We start from the raw sequence: 20,874 nt of genomic DNA, 5'->3' as shown, positions 1-20,874 counted from the left end.
CCAAGTGATGCGTGGGCGTCGCCCAAACGAAAAAGCGGCTGAGGGGGCGTAAGCCCGCTCAGCCGCTGCGGAATGTTTTCTAGCTTACGCGATATTGTACATGAGTCAGCGGCCAGCGCCAGCCGGGATGATGCTGGCGGGGAACTGTCCCTGGTTGCCCTGACAGGGGTGCCGCCACCGTCGCCACCACGGTCACCGCCACCGTCGCCGCGCCAGTAAAAAGCCCCTTGGATATCCAAGGGGCTTTTTGTCCTGCTACTCGCGCGGCAATTACTTGGCCGGTACGGTAACGGGCGCCAGCGCGTCGCCGGCCGGGTCCTTCATGAACTGGAAGAAGCTGGAGCTGGGGTCGACCACCAGCACGTCGCCCGGCTTCGAGAACGAAGCACGGTAGGCTTCCAGGCTCTTGTAGTACGTGTAGAACTGCGGGTTCTTGCCATAGGCCTGAGCGTAGATGGCTGCCGCGGCGGCATCGCCCTCACCCATGATGCCCTGGGCCTTGGCATAGGCCTGGGCCACGATCACTTCGCGTTGGCGGTCGGCTTCAGCGCGGATCTTTTCGCCTTCGGCAGCACCGATGGAACGCAGCTCGTTAGCGACGCGCGTACGCTCCGCTTCCATGCGGCGGTACACCGATTCCGAAATCTCGGGCGCGAACTCGATACGGCGCAGACGCACATCAACGATCTGCACGCCCAGAGGCTCGGCGCGCTTGGCCACGTTGGTGAGAATCTCGGCCATGATCTTGTCGCGTTCGGTCGAGACCACATCACGCACGGTACGCACGTTGACCGAGGCGTTCAGCGCGTCGCGGATCAGCGCTTGCAGGCGCTCTTGCGCCACGCGCTCGTTGCCGCCCGTCGAAACGTAGTATTGGCGGGGGTCCGCAATACGCCATTTCACGTAGGAATCGATCAGCAGGTTCTTCTTTTCGGAAGTCTGGATGCGTTCGGCTTCGTTGGTTTCGATGGTCAGAATGCGCTTGTCGAGCGTCACGACATTCTGGAACGGCGGCGGGGCCTTGAAATACAGGCCGGGTTCACTAATGGTCTTGCGCACTTCACCCAGCGAGAACACCAGGGCGTAGTCGCGCTCGCGCACGACGAAGACGCAGGAAGACAGGGCGGCCAGCACGATGAGCAGGCCGACCAGGATGGGCATAAAACGTTGCATGATCAGGACTCCTCCGGGTTAGCGCGACGTACGGTCGCGAGGCAGCGTGTTGCTATTGCTGCTGCCGGAAGACTGAGGCGCCGGAACGGCATTGCCACGCAACGGCGGCTGAACCGGCGGACTGATCAACGCAGGCGAACCCGGGTTGCCGACGCTGGACTTGCTGGCGTCTTGAGCGGCCAGATGCATGATCTTGTCCAAGGGCAGGTACAACATGTTGTTGTTGCTCTTGGTGTCAACCATGACCTTGCTGGCGCGCGTGAAGATGTCTTGCATGCTTTCCAGGTACATACGCTGGCGCATGACTTGCGGCGCCTTTTCGTATTCGCCCAGGATGCTGGTGAAGCGCGACGTATTACCTTGCGCGTCACCCACGACCTTGGCCTTGTAACCTTCGGCTTGTTCGGTCATGCGGGAAGCCTGGCCACTGGCCAGCGGCACAACCTGGTTGGCGTAAGCCTGGCCTTCGTTGATCTGGCGCTCGCGGTCTTGACCGGCCTTGACGGCGTCATCGAATGCGGCTTGCACTTGTTCGGGCGGCTGCACGTTCTGGATGGCGACGGTGCTGACCTGCACGCCACTTTGGTAACGGTCCAGAATCTGCTGCATCAGCGCCTGCACTTGCGTGGCCACCATCGTACGGCCTTCGTACAGCACGAAGTCCATCGACTGCTTGCCCACGACTTCGCGCATTGCCGTTTCAGAGGCCTGGCGGACGGATTCGTCCGGGTCGCGCGTCATGAACAGGTAATCGGGTGCGCCATCGGCACGCAGGCGATACTGAACGACGAACTGCATATCGACGATGTTCTCGTCCGTCGTGAGCATCAGCGACTCGGGCAGCACCTTGTTGCGCGAACCGCCACGGAAACCGACTTCAAACGTGCGCAGTTGCGACACGTTGACGATTTCCTGGCTTTGAATGGGGTACGGCAAGCGCCATTGGAAACCGGCTTGCGACGTGCTCTTGTATTTGCCGAATTGGGTCACTACCGCGACCTGGCCTTCTTGCACGATGTAGAAGCCGCTTGCCAGCCAGACACCCGCCGCGACCAGAGCGATGACGCCCAGGCCGATGCGCGCGCCACGCGGCGAAGGCGGCGTCATGCCGCCACGGTTATTGGGGCGGTTATTGCCACCGCCACCGCCCTTGCGACCGAACAGCGATCCGATGCGATTATTGAAATCGCGCCAGACTTCGTCCAGGTCAGGTGGGCCGTCTCCATTGCCTTGAGGCCGCTTCGGCGGCGGCTCGGAGCCATTGTTGTTCCCACGACCCCAGCCGGGGTCATTCAGATTGAAGAGTTTGATAATTCGCGGCATTGTTTCCCACAATCTGTCCGGTCTCCGCAATTGCCCCGCGCAACGCGTCCAAACCGGCGCGCTCGGTGGCGCTTACAAATACTCGCGCAATCGTACCATGTGCATCGCGCTCCACTCGGGGTTCCAATCCAGCCCGGTCAATCTTGTTGTAGACCAGGATGGTGGGAATCGCGGAGGCGCCGATTTCAGCGAGGACCTTGTTGACTTCGAAAATCTGCTCGTCGCGTTGGGGGCTGGCCGCATCGACCACGTGCAGCAGCAAATCCGCATGCACGGTTTCTTCCAGCGTCGCCCGGAATGCGGCGATCAGACCGTGAGGCAGATCGCGGATGAATCCTACCGTATCCGACACCACGACAGACCCGGCCCCTTCGATCCAGATGCGGCGGGTGGTCGTGTCCAGCGTCGCGAAAAGCTGGTCGGCGGCATAGCTGTCCGCGCGCGTCAGCGCATTGAACAGCGTCGACTTGCCGGCGTTGGTATAACCCACCAGCGATACCGACAGCGCACCGCCTCGCGCCCGCGCGCGGCGCTGGGTCGTGCGCTGGCGTTCGACGCGATCCAGCCGCTCGCGCAGCGTCTTGACCTTGGCGCCGATCATCCGGCGGTCCATTTCAAGCTGGGATTCGCCCGGGCCGCGCATGCCGATACCGCCGCGCTGACGCTCCAAGTGACTCCACATGCGCGTCAGACGCGTGGCCAGATGCTGCAACTGCGCCAGTTCGACCTGCAGTTTGCCCTCATGGCTTTTTGCACGCAGCGCAAAGATATCCAGGATGAGAGCAACGCGATCCACGACACGCAGGTTGAATGCGCGTTCAAGGTTGCGCTGCTGCGCGGGCGACAAGGGTTGATCGAACAGGACGATGTCGGCCAGCAAGGCTTGCGCCATCGCCACGCCCTCGTCCGCCTTGCCGGAGCCGATGAAGAACTTGGCGTCGGGACGATCGCGACGGGCAGTCAGGGTGCCGACGACTTCCGCGCCAGCGCCCTTGGCCAGCATGGCGAATTCTTCGGCATGGGCCGCGAAGTCTGGATCACCCAGATCAACGCTGATAATCAGAGCGCGCATACATGCACCATATTGGAGCCAAAGCGAAAATGCCCGCCGACGTTTACCGTCTGGCGGGCAATAAAAGGTACAGCTGGAGCGAGATTACTCAGCAGGGACTTCCACCTGAAAGTTAACGGCGCGGGCGGGAACGACGGTGGAAATGGCGTGTTTGTAAACCATTTGCGTGACCGTGTTGCGCAACAGCACGACGTACTGATCAAAAGATTCGATTTGCCCTTGAAGCTTGATACCGTTCACCAAGTAGATCGACACGGGCACATGATCCTTGCGCAGCGTGTTCAGGAACGGATCTTGCAGAGTTTGCCCTTTATTGCTCATTGGCCAGGCTCCATTTGTTTGTTATTGAGTGGTGGTGTGCTTTTTTGTACTGGTGGAGCACACCGAAACACGTACTCTACAGGGTTTTCCCGGGCCGTGCTACTTGGCCCGGAAGCAAAAGTGACACCAGAGATTTCAAGCTGAAAAGCCCCTGAAGCTTACCCTTGCAGGACCTCCGCGAGCCCCTTCAAAAGCAGGTCAACCTGCTCATCCGTGCCCACGGTAATGCGAAGAAACTGATCGATGCGCGCATGACGGAAATGGCGCACGATGATGCTGCGCTCGCGCAAGGCGGCGGCCAAACTTGCAGCGTCTTCGGAGGGGTGCCGCGCGAACACGAAATTCGCAGCCGACGGCAACACCTCAAACCCCAACGACTCCAAGCCTGCCGTCATCCGCGACCGGGTTTCGATCACGGCTTGGCGAGTCTTCTCAAAGTACTCTGTATCTTCCAGCGCCGCCACTGCGCCGGCCGATGCCAGGCGATCAATGGGGTAGGAGTTGAAACTGTTCTTTACGCGCTCAAGCCCATCAATGAGTTCGGCGCTGCCCACCGCGAAACCCACGCGCAGCCCGGCCAGCGAGCGCGATTTCGACAAGGTCTGCACAACCAGCAGATTGTCGTAACGGGCAACCAGGCCCACCGCCGATTCGCCGCCGAAATCCACATAGGCCTCGTCTACGACGACAACCGCGTCGGGGTTGCCGGCGACGACGCGCTCGACTTCCGCCAAACTCAGCGCGCGGCCGGTAGGCGCATTGGGATTCGGGAAGATGATGGCGCCCGCCGCGCCGTTTGCGCCCGGCAGGTAGTCATCGACGTTGATGCGGAAATCTGCCGTGAGCGGCACCGTTTCGTACTGCACGCCATACAGGCCGCAGTAGACCGGATAGAAGCTGTACGTGATGTCCGGGAAACGCAGCGGACGATCGTGCTTCAACAGCGCAAGGAAGACGTGCGCCAGCACCTCGTCGGAACCGTTGCCCACGAACACCTGACCCGGCTCGACGCCCACCGTCGCCGCAATCGCTTGGCGCAGACGGTCCGACGACGGATCGGGATACAGCTTGAGCGTATCGTCACAAGCCGCGCGGATCGCATCGAGCACCTTGGGCGACGGCCCGTAAGGATGCTCGTTGGTGTTCAGCTTGACCAGGTTCTGAAGCTTGGGCTGCTCGCCCGGAACGTACGGACTGAGCGTCCCGACCACGGGACTCCAGAAACGGCTCATGGATCAGCTTTCCTGCGCGTAGGGGTTATGCGACGACTTGAATTCGATGCGCAACGGCGTGCCGGCCAGATCGAACGCATTACGGAAACGCGTTTCCAGATAACGGCGATACGAATCGGGGATGGCGTCCAGCGCGTTGCCGTGAATGACGACCAGCGGCGGATTTTGCCCGCCTTGGTGCGCATAGCGCATCTTCGGACGGAAAATGCCTTTGCGCGGCGGCTGCTGCTGCTCGATGGCGGCTTGCAGTTCGCGCGTCAGCTTGGGCGTGGACAGCTTGGCGAATGCCGCAGCGTGCGCTGAATTGATCGACTTCAACAGCGGCTTGATGCCCTGCCCGCGCAGCGCCGAAATGGTGTGCACGCGCGCGAACGACAGGAAGCGCAGCTTGCGCTGGAATTCGCGTTCGATGCGTTCCTTTTCTTCGCCGTCCAGGCCGTCCCATTTGTTGATGGCGACGACCACCGCACGGCCTGTTTCCAGCACGAAGCCCGCGATGTGGGCGTCTTGTTCGGAAATTTCGGTGTGCGCGTCCAGCATCAGCAGCACGACGTTGCTGGCCTCGATGGCTTGCAATGTCTTGATGACGGAGAATTTCTCAACGGCTTCAAACACCTTGCCGCGCTTGCGCAGGCCGGCGGTGTCGATCAGCGTGTAGCGGCGGCCATCGCGGTCGAAATCGATTTCGATGGCGTCGCGCGTCGTGCCGGGCAAGTCGAACGCGATCACGCGTTCTTCGCCCATCAACGTGTTGATGAGCGTCGATTTGCCGACGTTCGGGCGGCCCACAATCGCCAGCTTGATGCGGTGATCGTGTTCGCCTTCAGCGTGATCCTCGTCAAACGGCACGTCTTCGGCGGGCGGCTCGGCCAGATCCTTCAAGGCCAGTTCGATCAGGTCGACGATACCGTCGCCGTGCGCGGCCGAAATCGGATACGGCTGACCCAAACCCAGTTCGTGGAACTCGGAGATAGCGGGGCCAAGGCCCATGCCTTCCGCCTTGTTCACCGCCAGCAGCACGCGTTGCTGGCCCGACTTGCGCAGCAACTGGGCGATCTCGTGGTCATGCGCATTCAGGCCGGCGCGGGCGTCCACCAGGAACACCACGACATCGGCTTCGGCGATGGCCTGGCGCGTTTGGCGGGCCATTTCGAGCAGGATGCCGTCTTTGGCGACCGGCTCGAAACCGCCGGTATCGATTGCGATGAACGGGATATCGCCTACCCTGCCCTCACCGTAATGGCGATCGCGGGTCAGGCCGGAAAAATCGGCCACCAACGCGGCGCGCGATCGCGTCAGGCGGTTGAAAAGGGTCGACTTCCCCACATTGGGGCGACCGACCAGGGCAACGACAGGCTTGAAAGACACGGTGTAAGGCTTTGTTCTATAGGTTTTAGTTGGCGCCGATCATGACGAGATTGCCATTGCCCGTCTGGACCAGCACACCTTGGGGGGTGGTTTGCGGCGGCGAAACGACGGCGCCTCCACCCACGGACAGCCGCGCCATCAGGCTGCCATCACTACGCGACAGGAAGTGCAAATAGCCTTCCAGGTCGCCAACTGCAAGCGCACCACCGAGCATAGCCGGTGCAGTGAGCTGGCGGTTCTTCAGCGCTGCCTGCTTCCAGACATTGCCGCCATTATCCAGTGCAAACGCATTGACGACGCTGTTCTGGTCGGCCGCGTAGGCGAAACGATCGTCCAGCGACAAACCGCTGACGCTGGAAAAGTCTTTCGCCCACAGGGGACGGCCACCGGCGGTGACGTCAAAGCACACGATACGCCCTTGGTAGGCCACCCCGCAAAGGAGGTTACCCGCAATGCGCGGCGCGCCGACAACGTCCGTCAGGCGTTCGAGATCGCTGGCGCCGCGCGGGGTCGCCACGGTGCCTTCCCATTGCACGTTGCCGCTGTCGGACGCAATCGCCATCAGCTTGCCGCCCGGCAGGCCGGTGATAACCAGCCCTTCGGCCAGCACCATCTGCGACACGCTGCGCAGGGCAAGCGACGGCCCGGGACGCTGCACGTTCCAGACGCGCTCGCCGCTGTTGGCGTCAAACGCCTGGATGCGGTAGTCGCCGCTGCGGACCACGACGATGCCGTAGCCCACCACCGGCGGGATCGTGACGTCGCTGGTGGCGCGAACCTTCCACTTCACCTTGCCGTTGTCATCAAAGGCGATCACGTCACCGTCGGGCGACGCCACGGCGGTGGTGGTGCCGTCGCTGCCGGCGCCGGCGGACAGCTTGCCGTCCGTCTTGGCCTTCCACAGGGGACGGCCGCTTTGCAGATCAAACTTGCCAACCGAGCCATCCGGCGTCGCGGCATAGACGGCGCTGCCCAGCACGGTGGGCGCAAAACCCAGGCCGGAACCGCTGCCAACCGATGCAGACCAGACTTGGCGCACGGACATGCCGGCCTTGTACTCGGTCAGGGGAGCGGGATCGTAACGGCCGTCATCATGGGAAAACAGGCCGCATCCGCCCAAGGCAAGCAAGCTTGCCAGGCAAACGGCGCCACGCCACGTACGACCAGGTGCAAATTTACGCATTACAGTCACGCTCCGCTCAGGGCATCCAATTTCAATTGCACAACCTGGGTCAGCGGGTTTGCCGTACCCAGGCCATCAATGGCGCTTTGCCATGCCGCACGCGCTTCGTCGCGCTTGCCTTGCGCCGCGAGAATATCGCCGCGGCGGTCAGCGAACAAGGCGGCGAAAGCGGCCGGCGGGTTGTTCAGTTGTGCAAGCGCCGGATCATATTGCTTCTGATCCAGCAGCATGCCGGCCAGACGCAGGCGCGCCACGGCTTGCATGGCCGGGTTCTTGCCTTGCGCGGCCAGCCATTCCAGCTGTTCGCGGGCGCCGGCTTCGTCCTTCTGAGCAGCCAGGGCCTGCGCGGCCACCAGCGCGCCACGGGCGGCGTAGCCGGTTGCCGGATATTGATCGCGCAGCGTGGCGGCGGCGGTCTTGATGCGCACCGACGAATCGGCGCCGCCTAGACGGGCCGCATCTTCCAGCGCTTCGAAGTAGCCCATGGCCTGATTGGCACGGTGCGATTCGTAGGCCTTCCAGCCCCACCAGCCGCCCCAGGCCAGCGCCACCACGGCAAACAGCGTCACGACGAGCGTGCCGTAACGGGCCCACCACGCCTTGATAGCGTCGAGTTTTTCCTGTTCTTCGAGATCGTATGCCATGCCTTAACCCTTGTTGTTCAGTACCGCAGCCAGGCCCGACAACGGAACCTGCTGCTGCGCGGCGTCGCCCTGGGCGTCCGCACGCAAATATTTGACGCTGGCGGTTTGCGACGCGACTTCATCGGCGCCAAGAATAACCGCAACCCGGGCGCCGCTGGCGTCGGCACGCTTGAATTGGGACTTGAAGCCCGCCGAACCGGCATGCACGATGACCGACAGGCCCGCATCGCGCAGGTCTTCGCCCACGCGGGCGGCCAGGCGCTGCGCGTCTTCGCCCTGATGCACGACGTAAACGTCGCACTCTGCAGGCGCCGCAAGCTCAACGCTTTGTTCCCAGAGGTCCAGCAGACGTTCCATGCCGATGGCGAACCCGACGGCCGGCGCGGGCTTGCCGCCCAGCAGTTCGATCAGGCCGTCATAGCGGCCGCCGCCGCACACGGTGCCTTGGGAACCGAGGCGATCGGTCACCCACTCGAACACGGTCAGGTTGTAGTAGTCCAGACCGCGCACCAGGCGCGGGTTCAAGCTGTATTCGATGCCGGCTTCGGTCAGGCGCTGGCACACGCCGTCAAAGTGGGCACGGGACTCTTCGCCCAGGAAGTCGAACAGGCGCGGCGCGTTGTTGGCCATTTCCTGCATGGCGGGGTTCTTCGTGTCCAGCACGCGCAGCGGGTTGGTGTACAGGCGGCGCTGGCCGTCTTCGTCCAGGATGTCGCGATGCTTTTCCAGGTGCTCGATCAGCGCGGCGCGATGCGCGGCGCGTTCGGCGGGCTGGCCCAGCGAATTCAATTCCAGACGCACGTCCTTCAGACCCAGCAGCTTCCACAGGCGGGCCAGCATGACGATCAGCTCAGCGTCCACATCGGGGCCGGTGAAGCCCAGGGCCTCCACATCGATCTGATGGAACTGGCGATAGCGGCCGCGCTGCGGGCGCTCGTGGCGGAACACGGGGCCGATCGAATACACGCGCTGCGGGCGGTCATAGAGCATGTTGTGCTCAATCGACGCACGCACGATGCCGGCCGTCATTTCAGGACGCATCGTCAGCGATTCGCCGTTCAGCGCATCGGTGAACGTGTACATCTCTTTTTCGACGATGTCGGTGACTTCGCCGATGCCGCGCGTGAACAGGCGCGTATGCTCAAGCACGGGCGTACGCACATTGCGATAGCCGTAGCCGCGCAGCCAGCCGCGCACGATTTCCTCGAATTGTTCCCAGCGGGCGCTCGGCCCGGGCAACACGTCATTCATGCCGCGTATGGCGGCGACTTTCTGGAAAGCTTGAGTCATCTTGATCATGCCGCATCACGCGCCTGCCGGCGCGCTTCACGGCTACACCCTTTCTTTAATGAGAGGCGAGCACGCCGTAACGGCGCGCCACGTAGTCTTCGACGATGGCCTGGAACTCTTCGGCGATGTGGTCGCCTTTGAGCGTCACCGTGCGTTCGCCATCCACGAATACCGGCGCCGCGGGCACTTCGCCCGTTCCCGGCAGACTGATTCCGATATCGGCATGGCGGCTTTCGCCCGGCCCATTGACCACACAGCCCATGACCGCGACGTTCATGCTTTCGACGCCCGGATATTGCGACTTCCAGACCGGCATCTGACGACGCAGGAAGGACTGGATGCTATCGGCCAGTTCCTGGAAGAACGTGCTGCTGGTGCGGCCACAGCCGGGGCACGCAACCACCATGGGGGTGAACGCGCGCAGGCCCATGGTCTGCAGGATTTCTTGCGCCACAACCGCCTCGCGGCTGCGGTCGCCGCCGGGTTCCGGCGTCAACGAAATACGAATGGTGTCGCCGATGCCCTGTTGCAGCAGCACGGCCAGCGCGGCGGTGGACGCCACGATGCCCTTGCTGCCCATGCCGGCTTCGGTCAGGCCCAGATGCAGCGGGTAGTCGCAACGGGCAGACAAATCGTGGTAGACGGCGATCAGGTCCTGAACGTGGCTGACCTTGCACGACAGGATGATGGCGTCGCGCCGCAAGCCGAGTTCTTCGGCGCGCTGCGCATTGGTGATGGCCGATACCACCAGCGCATCGCGCATCACGGCCTGGGCTTCCCAAGGCTGCGCGCGGCGGCTGTTTTCGTCCATCTTGCGCGCCATCAACTCGTGGTCCAGGCTGCCCCAGTTCACGCCAATGCGCACGGGCTTGTCGTAGCGGCAAGCCACTTCGATCATCTGCGCGAAGTTGTCGTCGCGCCGCTTGCCGCCGCCCATGTTGCCGGGGTTGATCCGGTACTTGGACAGCGCCTGCGCGCATTCGGGAAACTGCGTCAGCAGCTTGTGGCCGTTGTAGTGGAAGTCGCCCACCAGCGGCACGTTCACACCCATGCGGTCGAGCTGTTCGCGGATGGCGACCACTTCACGGGCGGCCTCGGGCGTATTCACCGTGATCCGCACCAGCTCGGAGCCGGCCAGCGCCAGCTCTTTGACCTGGATCGCGGTGGCGATGGCGTCCGCGGTGTCGGTGTTGGTCATGGACTGCACGACGACAGGGGCATCGCCCCCGATCATCACGACACGTTCGCCCCACTTGACCGCCACCGAACGCGTGGCGCGGCGCGTAGCGGCGCCCACGGCGGGAGGCGGCGCGTCCTGGCAAGGCAGAGAGGAATCTTGCATCGGTGGAACCGGTTTTTACTTGGTCGGCTTCGGCAGCCAGTCGAACGGCAGCCATTGCTGCGGCAACCAGCCCTGCCAGAAGGCATACGCCACGCCGGCAGCCAGCACCAGCACGATGGCGATCAGCCACCCCCAGGAGGTCGAGGACGAGCGGTCGTCATCGGCGCTGGACTGGGGAATGGAATTGGCCGAATGCAGCGCGCCCGGGCTCAGCTTCACCGGACCGGTGACGCGCGCTTTCGGGTCGAGCGAATCGACGATGGCTTGCGAATCCGCGCCCAGCAGGCGCGCGTAGTTGCGCACCAGGCCGCGCAGGGAAACGCCGGTGGGCAAGTCAGCCCACGCTTCGTTTTCCAGGGCTTCGATCTGCTTGGTAGAGAACTTGATGCGGCTGGACACTTCGTCGAGCGACCAGCCCTTGGACTGGCGCAGCGCGCGTAACGCCGAGCCGACGTTGCCCGCTGCACTGGCGGGCGTTTCAGAAACTGCAGAAGCGAAATCCTGCGTCATGCATGCACCTGTTTAATTGGTATGGTCTGGCGCTGTGCGGCATTGCGCTCGGTAATCCGAGTGCGGTCGCGCACTTCTCCGGCCAGTTGACCACAAGCGGCATCGATGTCGTCGCCCCGGGTCTTGCGCACGGTCGTGATGATGCCGGCGTCCATCAGGCGCTGCGCAAACACCTTTACGCGCGCGGAGTTGGAACGCTTCAGGCCCGACTCAGGGAAGGGGTTGAACGGAATCAGATTGAGCTTGCAGCGCAGCTGGCGTGCAATTTGGATCAGTTCCTTGGCGTGCTGGTCGGTATCGTTGATGCCATCCAGCATGCAATATTCAAACGTGATGAAGTCGCGCGGGGCAAACGCCAGATAGCGTTCGCAGGCCGCCAGCAACTCCTTCAGCGGGTACTTCTTGTTCAGCGGCACGAGCTCATCGCGCAGCGCATCGTTGGGCGCGTGCAGCGACACGGCCAGCGCCACCGGACAGTCTTGCGAAAGGCGGTCCATCATGGGAACCACGCCAGACGTGGACACCGTCACGCGGCGGCGCGACAGGCCGTAAGCGTTGTCGTCCAGCATCAGACGCAGCGCCGGCAGCACCTGGTCGTAGTTGAGCAAGGGCTCGCCCATGCCCATCATGACCACGTTGCTGATGACGCGCGTATCTTCGGTGGCTTTGGCGCTTTCCAGGCGGGCGGTGCCGATGTCGGCCTCCAGCACGCGCTTGGCCCACCACAGCTGGCCGATGATTTCGCTGGTTTTCAGATTGCGGTTAAAGCCCTGATGCCCGGTCGAGCAAAAGCGGCAATTCACCACGCAGCCGGCCTGACTGGAAATACAAAGGGTGCCGCGATCGTCTTCAGGAATGAAGACGGTTTCGATGGCATTGCCCTCCCCCACATCGAACAGCCACTTGCGCGTGCCGTCGGTCGAGCGCTGCTCGATGTTGACGGGCAAGGCTTCGATGCGGCAATTCGATGCGAGCTGGCTGCGGAATTCGCGAGCCAGGTCGGTCATGGCGTCGAACGAATCGGCGCCGCGCTGGTGCATCCAGCGCTGCAGCTGGCGGGCGCGAAACGGCTTGCCGCCCCACTGCCCGACAAGTTCGGACAGGGCGGAGCCATCCAGCCCCAGCAGATTGATTCGTTCGACGGATTCCATGACCTGGGTAACGCTAAAAAACAAGAACAGTGCTTACGCGAAAATCAACGGCTGTGGATGTTGATTTCGGGGAAGAAGAAAGCGATTTCGACAGCAGCCGTTTCCGGAGCGTCCGAGCCGTGCACGGCGTTGGCGTCGATGCTGTCGGCGAAGTCGGCGCGGATGGTGCCGGGAGCAGCCTTCTTCGGGTCCGTGGCGCCCATCAGGTCACGGTTCTTCAGGATGGCGTCTTCGCCTTCCAGCACTTGCACGAAGACCGGGCCCGAGATCATGAAGTCGACCAGGTCCTTGAAGAAGGGGCGTTCCGAGTGCACGGCGTAGAAACGCTCGGCGTCGGCGCGCGACAGTTGCGCCAGGCGGGCGGCGATGACCTTCAGGCCGGCTTGCTCGAAACGGCCGACGATCTGGCCGATGACGTTCTTGGCGACGGCGTCGGGCTTGATGATCGAGAGGGTGCGTTGGATGGACATAAGGAACTCCGAAAGCTGATTTCTGACTGGTTTCTGATGAATTGCCTGGCGTGGCTCTGCACTTGTCGGTGTCACCCTTGAAGTGTCATCGCGCTGTTGGCGCACAGGCGGTCCGGATTGCTTGAACGATGCCGTTGCGCATTCCGGGCCGTCCTGAACCACATGGCCAAGGCAGGGATTCGACACTGCCTACCGATCGGATGCGCCCTCAATTCTTGTTGAGAATACAGAAAGGTGCGCTTTTCGGCGCATATTTCTGAAGGAATCCTCAATGAATTCAGGGACTTCTAAAAGGTTTTCAGTAACCCGGTATTCTAACACGCTGAGAAGACCGCATTACATCTTAAAATGAGCGGTTTGCTGCCCGTATCCCTACGCCGGGCGCCCTGTTTGCCGGAACCCTGTAATGACTCAAGCTGCCCCCCCGAACGCCGCGAATGCCGCGAGCGACACCCCGGAACTCTCCAAGAGCTTCGAACCCTCCGAATTGGAATCCCGCTGGTACGCCGAGTGGGACAAGCGCGGGTACTTCACGGCGGGCCAGCATGTAAAAACGGGGACGGAAAGCCAGCCCTACGTCATCCAGTTCCCGCCGCCCAACGTGACGGGCACGCTGCACATGGGGCACGCCTTCAACCAGACCATCATGGACGGGCTGGTGCGCTACCGCCGCATGTCGGGCGACGACACCGTCTTCATTCCCGGCACCGACCACGCCGGCATCGCCACGCAGATCGTGGTTGAAAGACAGCTCGACGCCCAGAAGGTTTCCCGCCACGACCTCGGCCGCGAAAAATTCGTGGAAAAGGTCTGGGAATGGAAAGAAAAGTCGGGCAACGCCATCACCGAGCAGGTGCGCCGCCTGGGCGCGTCGGCCGACTGGCCGCGCGAATACTTCACGATGGACGACCGCATGTCGCGCGGCGTCGTCGAAACCTTTGTGCGCCTGCATAAACAGGGACTCATCTACCGCGGCAAGCGCCTGGTCAACTGGGACCCGAAACTGCTGACCGCCGTGTCCGACCTGGAAGTGCTGTCCGAAGAAACCGATGGCCACATGTGGCACATCCTCTACCCCTTCGTCGACGGCCCGCAAACCATCGTCGACAAGGACGGCCAGACCGTCACCTTGCGCGGCATGACCATCGCCACGACCCGCCCGGAAACGATGCTGGCCGACGGCGCGCTGTGCGTGCACCCGGAAGATCCGCGCTACCAGCACCTGATCGGCAAGCAAGTCGAGCTGCCGCTGTGCGACCGCAACATCCCCATCATCGCGGATGATTTCGTCGACCCGGCGTTCGGCACTGGCTGCGTGAAGATCACCGGCGCGCACGACTTCAACGACTACGCCTGCGCGATGCGCCACGATCTGCCCCTGATCGTGATCTTCACGCTAGACGCGCACATCAACGAAAACGGTCCCAAGCAGTTCCAGGGCCTGGAGCGCTACGAAGCCCGCAAGGCCGTCGTGGCCCAGCTGGATGCCGAAGGCTATCTGGTCAAGATCGAACCGCACAAGATGATGCAGCCCAAGGGCGACCGCACCGGCGTCGTCCTGGAGCCCATGCTGACGGACCAATGGTTCGTGGCCATGAGCAAGCCCGCGCCGGAAGGCACGTTGAATCCGGGCAAGAGCATCACCGAAGTGGCGCTGGAAGTCGTGGCCGACGGCCGCATCCAGTTCTACCCGGAGAACTGGACCACCATTTACAACCAGTGGCTGAACAACATCCAGGACTGGTGCATTTCGCGCCAACTGTGGTGGGGCCATCAGATTCCGGCGTGGTATTCCGACGACGGCCAGATCTTTGTGGCGCACGACGAAGCGGGCGCCATCGAGCAAGCCCGCGCCGCTGGCGTGACGGGCGACCTGAAGCGCGACCCGGACGTTCTGGACACCTGGTTCTCGTCGGGCCTGGTGCCCTTCACGACGCTGGGCTGGCCGGACAACACGCCGGACCTGCAACGCTACCTGCCCTCCAGCGTGCTGGTCACCGGCTTTGACATCATCTTCTTCTGGGTCGCCCGCATGGTCATGCTGACCACGCACATGACCGGCCAGATCCCGTTCAAGCACGTCTACGTGCACGGCCTGATCCGCGACGCCGACGGCCAGAAGATGAGCAAGTCCAAGGGCAACACGCTGGACCCGGTTGACCTCATCGACGGTATCGACCTGGACGGCCTGGTCGCCAAACGCACCTACGGCTTGATGAATCCCAAGCAAGCAGGCGCCATTGAAAAGGCCACGCGCCGCCAGTACCCGGACGGCATTCCCGCCTTCGGCACCGACGCGCTGCGCTTTACGATGGCCGCTTACGCCACGCTGGGCCGCAACATCAACTTCGACCTGAAGCGTTGCGAGGGCTATCGCAACTTCTGCAACAAGCTGTGGAACGCCACCCGCTTCGTGCTGATGAACACCGAAGGCCATGACCTGACGGGTTCGGACGCGGGCGAAACCTCGTTCGTGGACCGCTGGATCGTCAGCCAGATGCAGACGCTGGAAGCCGATGTGGCGCGCGGCTTTGCCGACTACCGCTTCGACAACATCGCCAACGCGCTGTACCGCTTTGTCTGGGACGAATACTGCGATTGGTACCTGGAACTGGCCAAGGTGCAGATCCAGACCGGTACGCCAGCCCAGCAACTGGGCACGCGCCGCACGCTGATCCGCGTGCTGGAATGCGTGTTGCGCCTGGCGCACCCGATCATTCCGTTCATCACCGAAGAGCTGTGGCAGAAGGTGTCGGTGGTGGCGGGCAAGCGCAAGGCAGGCGTTGCCGACAGCGTCAGCGTGCAGCCGTATCCGCAAGCCAACCCGGCCGCCGTGGACGCCGCGGCGGAAGCCGATGTGGCTGAGCTCAAGGCGCAGGTTGAAGCCGTGCGCGCGCTGCGTGGCGAAATGAATCTGTCGCCCGCCCAGAAGGTGCCGCTGTGCGCCCAAGGCGACGCGCCCACGCTCAAGCGCAATGCGCCGTATCTGGCCGCGCTGGCCAAGCTGAGCCAGGTCGATGTGCTGGACACGCTGCCCGACGCCGGTGCGCCGGTCCAGGTCGTGGGCGCCAGCCGCCTGATGCTGCACGTGGAAATTGACGTGGCCGCTGAACGCATCCGCCTGGACAAGGAAATCGCGCGCCTGGAGGGTGAGATCGCCAAGGCCAACGGCAAGCTGTCCAACGCCAGCTTCGTCGAACGCGCCCCGGCAGCGGTTGTGGAACAGGAAAAGGCGCGCATGGCGCAGTTTGGTGAAACGTTGCAGAAGGTGCGCGAACAGCGCGCCAAGCTGGGCGACTAAGCAAACGGTCTGGCCGCTTGAACGAAAAACCCCGGACGATGGGTCCGGGGTTTTTTTCATTGCGGCCCCGCTCTACACGCCACCATCATTCAGGCGATACCAGGTCACCACCGCATTGACGTAAAGCCGGCGCAGCCCGTACAGCGGGAACGGCACGATCGGCGACAGCGGCACCGGCAGCGCATTGGCGTCACCCGTGGCCACGTATTGCGCCATCGCCCGCCCCATACTGGTCTGCAAGCCCACACCCCGCCCTTGGCAGCCGATATCCACCAGCAGGCCCGGCTGGGGCTCGTGCAGATGCGGCAGATAATCGCGCGTGACGGCGACGCGTCCGCACCAGCGATATTCGAACGGCGTGCCGGCCACCTGCGGGAACAGTTTCAGCATCACGCGTTCCAGATGCGCCCAGTCCTGCGGCCCCTTGGGTTCACGGAAAGGCCCGCGGCCGCCCATCAGCAATCGGCCCTGGTGATCCAACCGGAAGTACAGCAGCAGGTTGCGGGTGTCCGACGTGACATGCCCTTCGGGGAAGATGCCTGCGCGCACGGCCTCCGGCAGCGGCGCCGTGGCCACCTGGAAGGTGTTGGCGTCGATGATGGACGTCTTCAAGCCGGGCAACAAATCACCGCCATAGGCGTTCGTGCACATCACCACGCGGTCGGCGGAAACCGTCGCGCCGCGCGCGGTGGTGGCGGTCCATTTACCGCCATCGCGCTTCAATCCCGTGACCGGCGTGTCGGTGTGAATGACCGCACCCGCATTCAATGCCGCACGCGCCAGGCCGCGCACATAGCTCAAGGGCTGCACGGCGCCCGCGCGGTTATCGACCCATCCGCCCAGATACCGATCCGTGCCCAGCAAACGGGCAACCTGCGCGCGATCCAGCGGCTGCGCATCCACGCCATGGCGCGCCCATTGGGCGGCGCGGTCGTGCGCGGTGCGCAACGCGTCGGCGGTATGCGCGCCTTGAATCCAGCCTTTACGCACATGCGGCACATCCATGGCATGGCGGTCGATCAAGTTGAACACCGAGTCAGCCGTAGCGCCGGCGAACCGCAACAGCCGCTCACCGCGGTCGTGGCCGAACATCGAGATCAAGGCGTCCGGGTCGTATTTCAAGCCGGGAATCACCTGCCCGCCATTGCGCCCCGATCCGCCAAAGCCGATCTCGCGCGCCTCCAGCACCACGGTTTTGACGCCCCGCTCGGCCAGATGCAAGGCCGTGCTCAGGCCGGCGTATCCGCCGCCGATGACGAGCACGTCCGCCTGCGTGGAGGCCATCAGCGGCACGGTCGGCGGAGGCGGCGCGGCGGTGGCCGCCCACAATGACGGAGATAAGGGAAACGGCGCTTGCTGCATGATGATTCCTTACATGGGATGCAGCACGCGGCGCAGGAAGTCCTGCGTACGGGGATGCTGCGGATGATTCAGCACTTCGCGGGCCGCGCCCTGCTCCACCATGACGCCGCCATCGAAGAACATGACGCGGTCGGCAACCTCGCGGGCAAAACTCATTTCGTGCGTCACGACCACCATCGTCATACCAGCTTCCGCCAGCTTGCGCATGACGCCCAGCACATCGCCCACCAGCTCCGGGTCCAGCGCGGAGGTGGGCTCGTCGAACAAAATCGCTTTGGGCTGCATCGCCAACGCGCGCGCAATCGCCACGCGCTGCTGTTGGCCGCCCGACAACTGATTCGGATGCGCGTCCGCCTTGTCCGCCAAGCCCACACTGGCCAGCAATTCACGCCCGCGTTCCATCACTTGCGCACGCGGCTCCTTCTTGACGAAGATCGGCCCTTCGATCACGTTTTCCAACGCGGTGCGATGCGGAAACAGGTTGAAGCGCTGGAACACCATCGCCACCTGCGTGCGGATGGACACGATGGAAGGCGCGTCAGCATCAACCAATTCACCATCCACCGTGATGCGGCCGGCGTTGTAGCGTTCCAGCCCGTTGATGCAGCGCAGGATGGTGGATTTGCCCGAACCCGATGGGCCGATCACGCAGACGACTTCGCCCTTGCTGACTTCGGCGTCAATTCCCTTCAGCACCTCTAGCGGGCCGAAACTTTTGCGGACTCCCTGGAGTTCGATCATTTCGTGGCGCTCCTTTTTTCCAAGTGCCGGACCAGCAGAATCAGCGGCACGCACATCACCAGGTACATCAACGCCACCAGCGAAAACACCGTCGCGTTCTTGAAGGTCGACACGGCGATAAGCTTGCCCTGCAAGGCCAGTTCCGCCACGGTGATGGTGGAGGCTTGCGAGGAATCCTTGAGCATCATGATCATGATGTTGCCGTACGGCGGCAGCACAATCTTCACGGCCTGCGGCAGCACCACGCGGCGCATCGTCATGCTCCAGCTCATGCCCATCGCCATCGCGGCTTCGATCTGGCCACGATCGATCGCCTGAATCCCCGCACGAAAATTCTCTGCCTGATAGGCGGAATACGCCACGCCCAAACCGATGATGGCGGCCTGCACGGCTGTCAACGACACGCCCATGTCGGGCATCACGAAATAGATATAGAACAGCAGCACGATGATCGGAATGCCGCGCAGCAGATTGATGATGCCGCCGCTGAGCTTGGACAGGAACGTGTTGCCCGACACCCGCATCAGCGCCCATACCAGGCCCAGCACGGTCGACAGCGCCAACGACCCCAGCGTCACCAGGATTGTCAGCTTTGCCCCTTGCAGCAGTATCGGCAGGTACTCCGCCGAATCCTTGAAGAATTCCATCATGACTTCACCCACCCCGACGAGACAGCCCACGGGAACGCGGGATGCGCCCCGCCCGCCGGCGCGCGCACGCGCACCGGCCAGGCTGATGCAAAAACTGCGAGTTGCTTGAGATCAGGCCGGCATCACGCGCCGGACAGACCCCACTTTTTCAGGATGGCGTCGATGGCGCCGTCCGCCTTCAGCTTGACCAGCGCCTTGTTGATGCGGTCAAGCAGCGCGGTGTCTTCCTTACGGGTCGCCAGCCCCAGGCTGCCCATGATGGTCGGCTGGTAAGACTGCGCCATCTTCAGGTTCGGGTAGTTGCCCTGCGTCAGGATGTAGGCTGCAATCGGGTAGTCCATGAACCCGCCCTGGATGCGGCCGGCATTGGCGTCGCGCATCATGTCAGGCGGGTTGTCGTAGAGCTTCACTTCCTTGAACATGCCGCTCTTTTGGATGGGCTCGACAAACGCCGTCCCTACCTGCACGCCCACCGTCATGTCTTTCATGTCGGCAAAGGACTTGTAATCCTTGTTGTCGGTCTTCAGCACCATCAGCCCTTCGCCATAGCGATAGACCGGGTCCGAAAAGCTCACCACCTGCTGACGCTGCGGCGTGATGAACATGGCCGCGGACACGATGTCGATGCGCTTGGACGTCAGCGAACCGATCAGCGCCGAAAACGCCATGGGTTCGATCTGCACTTCGAAGCCCGCTTCTTTGCCAACCGCTTTCACGATGTCGACCATCACGCCTTCAATGCTGTTGGTCTTGGTGTCGAGAAACGTGAACGGACTGCCGGTGGGTGTGGACCCCACTTTCAACACCGTCTGGGCGTGCGCGCCCGCGGCCATGGACAATGCAGCAAATACCGAGACAACCAGAGTCTTGAATTTCATGACATTTCCTCATCGTGGCAAAGAAGTCCGGGCAACGCCTGGCGTGTCCGGTGGCGCGGCGATCCCCAGTGTCGCCACGCCGCTGTGGATGCTGCGCGCCTAGAGCGCTTGTTGCGTGTCGTCCCCCGCGGCTTGAGTGATGTTGGAAATGGCCCAGATGACTTCCGTCGCCTGCGAGCCAGGATTGCGCCAGCGGCGCGGCGTGCTGCTGGCATAGCAAAAACTGTCGCCTTCGTTGAGCAGCACGACGCGGTCGCCCACCCAGAGTTCTAACGACCCTTTGAGCACGACGCCGATCTGCTCGCCCTGCCCCGTCACGAATAGCTCATTGCCCGTGGAGCCGCCCGGCTCGATGGTGGCGCGGCACAGGTCCATGCTGCGGCAGGCGGGCGGCGTATACATCTCTTTGCTGATGCCTTTTTCGCTCAGGTCGATAAACCGATGCGTACCGGCGCGCGCCACGCGGCCGCCATCCTCGCCCTGCGTGTGCTCGGCATTGCGCAGCAGCGAATTGACCGACACCTGAAATTCACGGGCAAGCAGGTCCAGCGTCTTGACCGAAGCGGAGCTCAAGCCCCGCTCGATCTGGCTCAACAGCCCGACCGACATGCCGCACGCGCTGGCCACATCGGTCAGCGAGCGGCCCTGTTGCTTGCGCAACTGGCGCAATTGCTGACCCAGCCACATATCAACGGCGGATTCCGGCCGCCCGGACGACAGGCGCGATGACGCCGGGCCTGGGCGTTCAGAGGAGGACTGGCCAGATTCGGCGCGGCGGGGCTGATTCATATGAAAATTTCATTTGCATGTAATTTTCAATACTAAGGAGCACGCAAACCGCCCACAACCTAGGAACATCCCTA

General features: G+C 62.9%; 19 protein-coding genes. 1 reads left to right on the top strand and 18 read right to left on the bottom strand.

Translation table 11 applies throughout. The annotated features are described in order from the left end of the window. Positions 1 to 270 precede the first annotated feature (270 nt). The 13 genes from hflC to ndk form a co-directional block, all read right to left on the bottom strand. Positions 271 to 1,173 carry a protease modulator HflC gene (hflC, locus tag ACFZAI_RS20225; RefSeq protein WP_054427453.1) on the bottom strand — a complete coding sequence of 301 codons (903 nt, stop codon included), beginning with the start codon at positions 1,171 to 1,173 and terminating at the stop codon, positions 271 to 273. An 18-nt stretch (positions 1,174 to 1,191) separates the two neighbouring features. Next, positions 1,192 to 2,496, bottom strand: a complete 1,305-nt coding sequence (hflK, locus tag ACFZAI_RS20220) for an FtsH protease activity modulator HflK (RefSeq protein ID WP_391568608.1) — start codon at positions 2,494 to 2,496, stop codon at positions 1,192 to 1,194. Next, entirely contained in the window at positions 2,462 to 3,568 is a 1,107-nt protein-coding gene (hflX, locus tag ACFZAI_RS20215) for a GTPase HflX (protein WP_391568607.1), read from the bottom strand. Before hflX ends, hflK begins: the two co-directional genes overlap by 35 nt. Positions 3,569 to 3,652: 84 nt before the next feature. After that, complete coding sequence (hfq, locus tag ACFZAI_RS20210; protein WP_006218585.1) at positions 3,653 to 3,889, bottom strand: RNA chaperone Hfq; 237 nt, start codon at positions 3,887 to 3,889, stop codon at positions 3,653 to 3,655. Between the two features lie 158 nt (positions 3,890 to 4,047). Next, a complete protein-coding gene (hisC, locus tag ACFZAI_RS20205; protein WP_391568606.1) occupies positions 4,048 to 5,121 on the bottom strand; it encodes a histidinol-phosphate transaminase in 1,074 nt (357 codons plus the stop codon). 3 nt (positions 5,122 to 5,124) lie between these two features. Then, the gene (gene der / locus ACFZAI_RS20200; protein WP_391568605.1) at positions 5,125 to 6,489 is read right to left on the bottom strand and encodes a ribosome biogenesis GTPase Der; all 1,365 of its coding nucleotides are present in this window, start codon (positions 6,487 to 6,489) and stop codon (positions 5,125 to 5,127) included. 25 nt (positions 6,490 to 6,514) lie between these two features. After that, complete coding sequence (gene bamB / locus ACFZAI_RS20195; protein WP_391568604.1) at positions 6,515 to 7,672, bottom strand: outer membrane protein assembly factor BamB; 1,158 nt, start codon at positions 7,670 to 7,672, stop codon at positions 6,515 to 6,517. A gap of 5 nt (positions 7,673 to 7,677) precedes the next feature. Continuing rightward, positions 7,678 to 8,316 (bottom strand): YfgM family protein, encoded by a 639-nt coding sequence (locus ACFZAI_RS20190; protein ID WP_391568603.1) that lies wholly within the window; start codon positions 8,314 to 8,316, stop codon positions 7,678 to 7,680. A gap of 3 nt (positions 8,317 to 8,319) precedes the next feature. Further along, positions 8,320 to 9,606 (bottom strand): histidine--tRNA ligase, encoded by a 1,287-nt coding sequence (gene hisS, locus ACFZAI_RS20185; RefSeq protein WP_391568602.1) that lies wholly within the window; start codon positions 9,604 to 9,606, stop codon positions 8,320 to 8,322. A 55-nt stretch (positions 9,607 to 9,661) separates the two neighbouring features. Next, complete coding sequence (gene ispG, locus ACFZAI_RS20180; RefSeq protein ID WP_391568601.1) at positions 9,662 to 10,948, bottom strand: flavodoxin-dependent (E)-4-hydroxy-3-methylbut-2-enyl-diphosphate synthase; 1,287 nt, start codon at positions 10,946 to 10,948, stop codon at positions 9,662 to 9,664. Positions 10,949 to 10,963: 15 nt separating this feature from the next. Next, positions 10,964 to 11,458, bottom strand: a complete 495-nt coding sequence (locus ACFZAI_RS20175) for a helix-turn-helix transcriptional regulator (RefSeq protein ID WP_054427444.1) — start codon at positions 11,456 to 11,458, stop codon at positions 10,964 to 10,966. Then, positions 11,455 to 12,609, bottom strand: a complete 1,155-nt coding sequence (rlmN, locus tag ACFZAI_RS20170) for a 23S rRNA (adenine(2503)-C(2))-methyltransferase RlmN (protein WP_391569173.1) — start codon at positions 12,607 to 12,609, stop codon at positions 11,455 to 11,457. The genes ACFZAI_RS20175 and rlmN overlap by 4 nt, the downstream gene beginning before the upstream one ends. Positions 12,610 to 12,653: 44 nt before the next feature. Then, complete coding sequence (gene ndk, locus ACFZAI_RS20165; protein ID WP_006223997.1) at positions 12,654 to 13,079, bottom strand: nucleoside-diphosphate kinase; 426 nt, start codon at positions 13,077 to 13,079, stop codon at positions 12,654 to 12,656. Between the two features lie 406 nt (positions 13,080 to 13,485). Between ndk and ACFZAI_RS20160 the strand changes: the two genes are divergently transcribed. Further along, the gene (locus ACFZAI_RS20160) at positions 13,486 to 16,380 is read left to right on the top strand and encodes a valine--tRNA ligase (RefSeq protein ID WP_391568600.1); all 2,895 of its coding nucleotides are present in this window, start codon (positions 13,486 to 13,488) and stop codon (positions 16,378 to 16,380) included. A 72-nt stretch (positions 16,381 to 16,452) separates the two neighbouring features. Here the strand turns inward: ACFZAI_RS20160 and ACFZAI_RS20155 are convergent, their stop codons facing one another. The 5 genes from ACFZAI_RS20155 to ACFZAI_RS20135 all read right to left on the bottom strand — a co-directional run bounded on the left by ACFZAI_RS20155 (position 16,453) and on the right by ACFZAI_RS20135 (position 20,698). Beyond that, complete coding sequence (locus ACFZAI_RS20155) at positions 16,453 to 17,742, bottom strand: NAD(P)/FAD-dependent oxidoreductase (protein WP_391568599.1); 1,290 nt, start codon at positions 17,740 to 17,742, stop codon at positions 16,453 to 16,455. 9 nt (positions 17,743 to 17,751) lie between these two features. Continuing rightward, the gene (locus tag ACFZAI_RS20150; protein WP_391568598.1) at positions 17,752 to 18,483 is read right to left on the bottom strand and encodes an amino acid ABC transporter ATP-binding protein; all 732 of its coding nucleotides are present in this window, start codon (positions 18,481 to 18,483) and stop codon (positions 17,752 to 17,754) included. Continuing rightward, a complete protein-coding gene (locus ACFZAI_RS20145) occupies positions 18,480 to 19,133 on the bottom strand; it encodes an amino acid ABC transporter permease (protein WP_175169801.1) in 654 nt (217 codons plus the stop codon). Before ACFZAI_RS20145 ends, ACFZAI_RS20150 begins: the two co-directional genes overlap by 4 nt. A gap of 122 nt (positions 19,134 to 19,255) precedes the next feature. Further along, entirely contained in the window at positions 19,256 to 20,011 is a 756-nt protein-coding gene (locus ACFZAI_RS20140; protein ID WP_391568597.1) for an ABC transporter substrate-binding protein, read from the bottom strand. A gap of 99 nt (positions 20,012 to 20,110) precedes the next feature. Continuing rightward, positions 20,111 to 20,698, bottom strand: a complete 588-nt coding sequence (locus ACFZAI_RS20135) for a helix-turn-helix domain-containing protein (RefSeq protein WP_391569172.1) — start codon at positions 20,696 to 20,698, stop codon at positions 20,111 to 20,113. Positions 20,699 to 20,874 lie beyond the last annotated feature (176 nt).

Source organism: Achromobacter sp. NPDC008082 (genome assembly GCF_042957345.1).
In the GTDB taxonomy this organism is placed as follows: Bacteria; Pseudomonadota; Gammaproteobacteria; order Burkholderiales; family Burkholderiaceae_B; genus Achromobacter; species Achromobacter kerstersii_A.
This window is presented reverse-complemented; position numbering and strand designations above follow the sequence as displayed.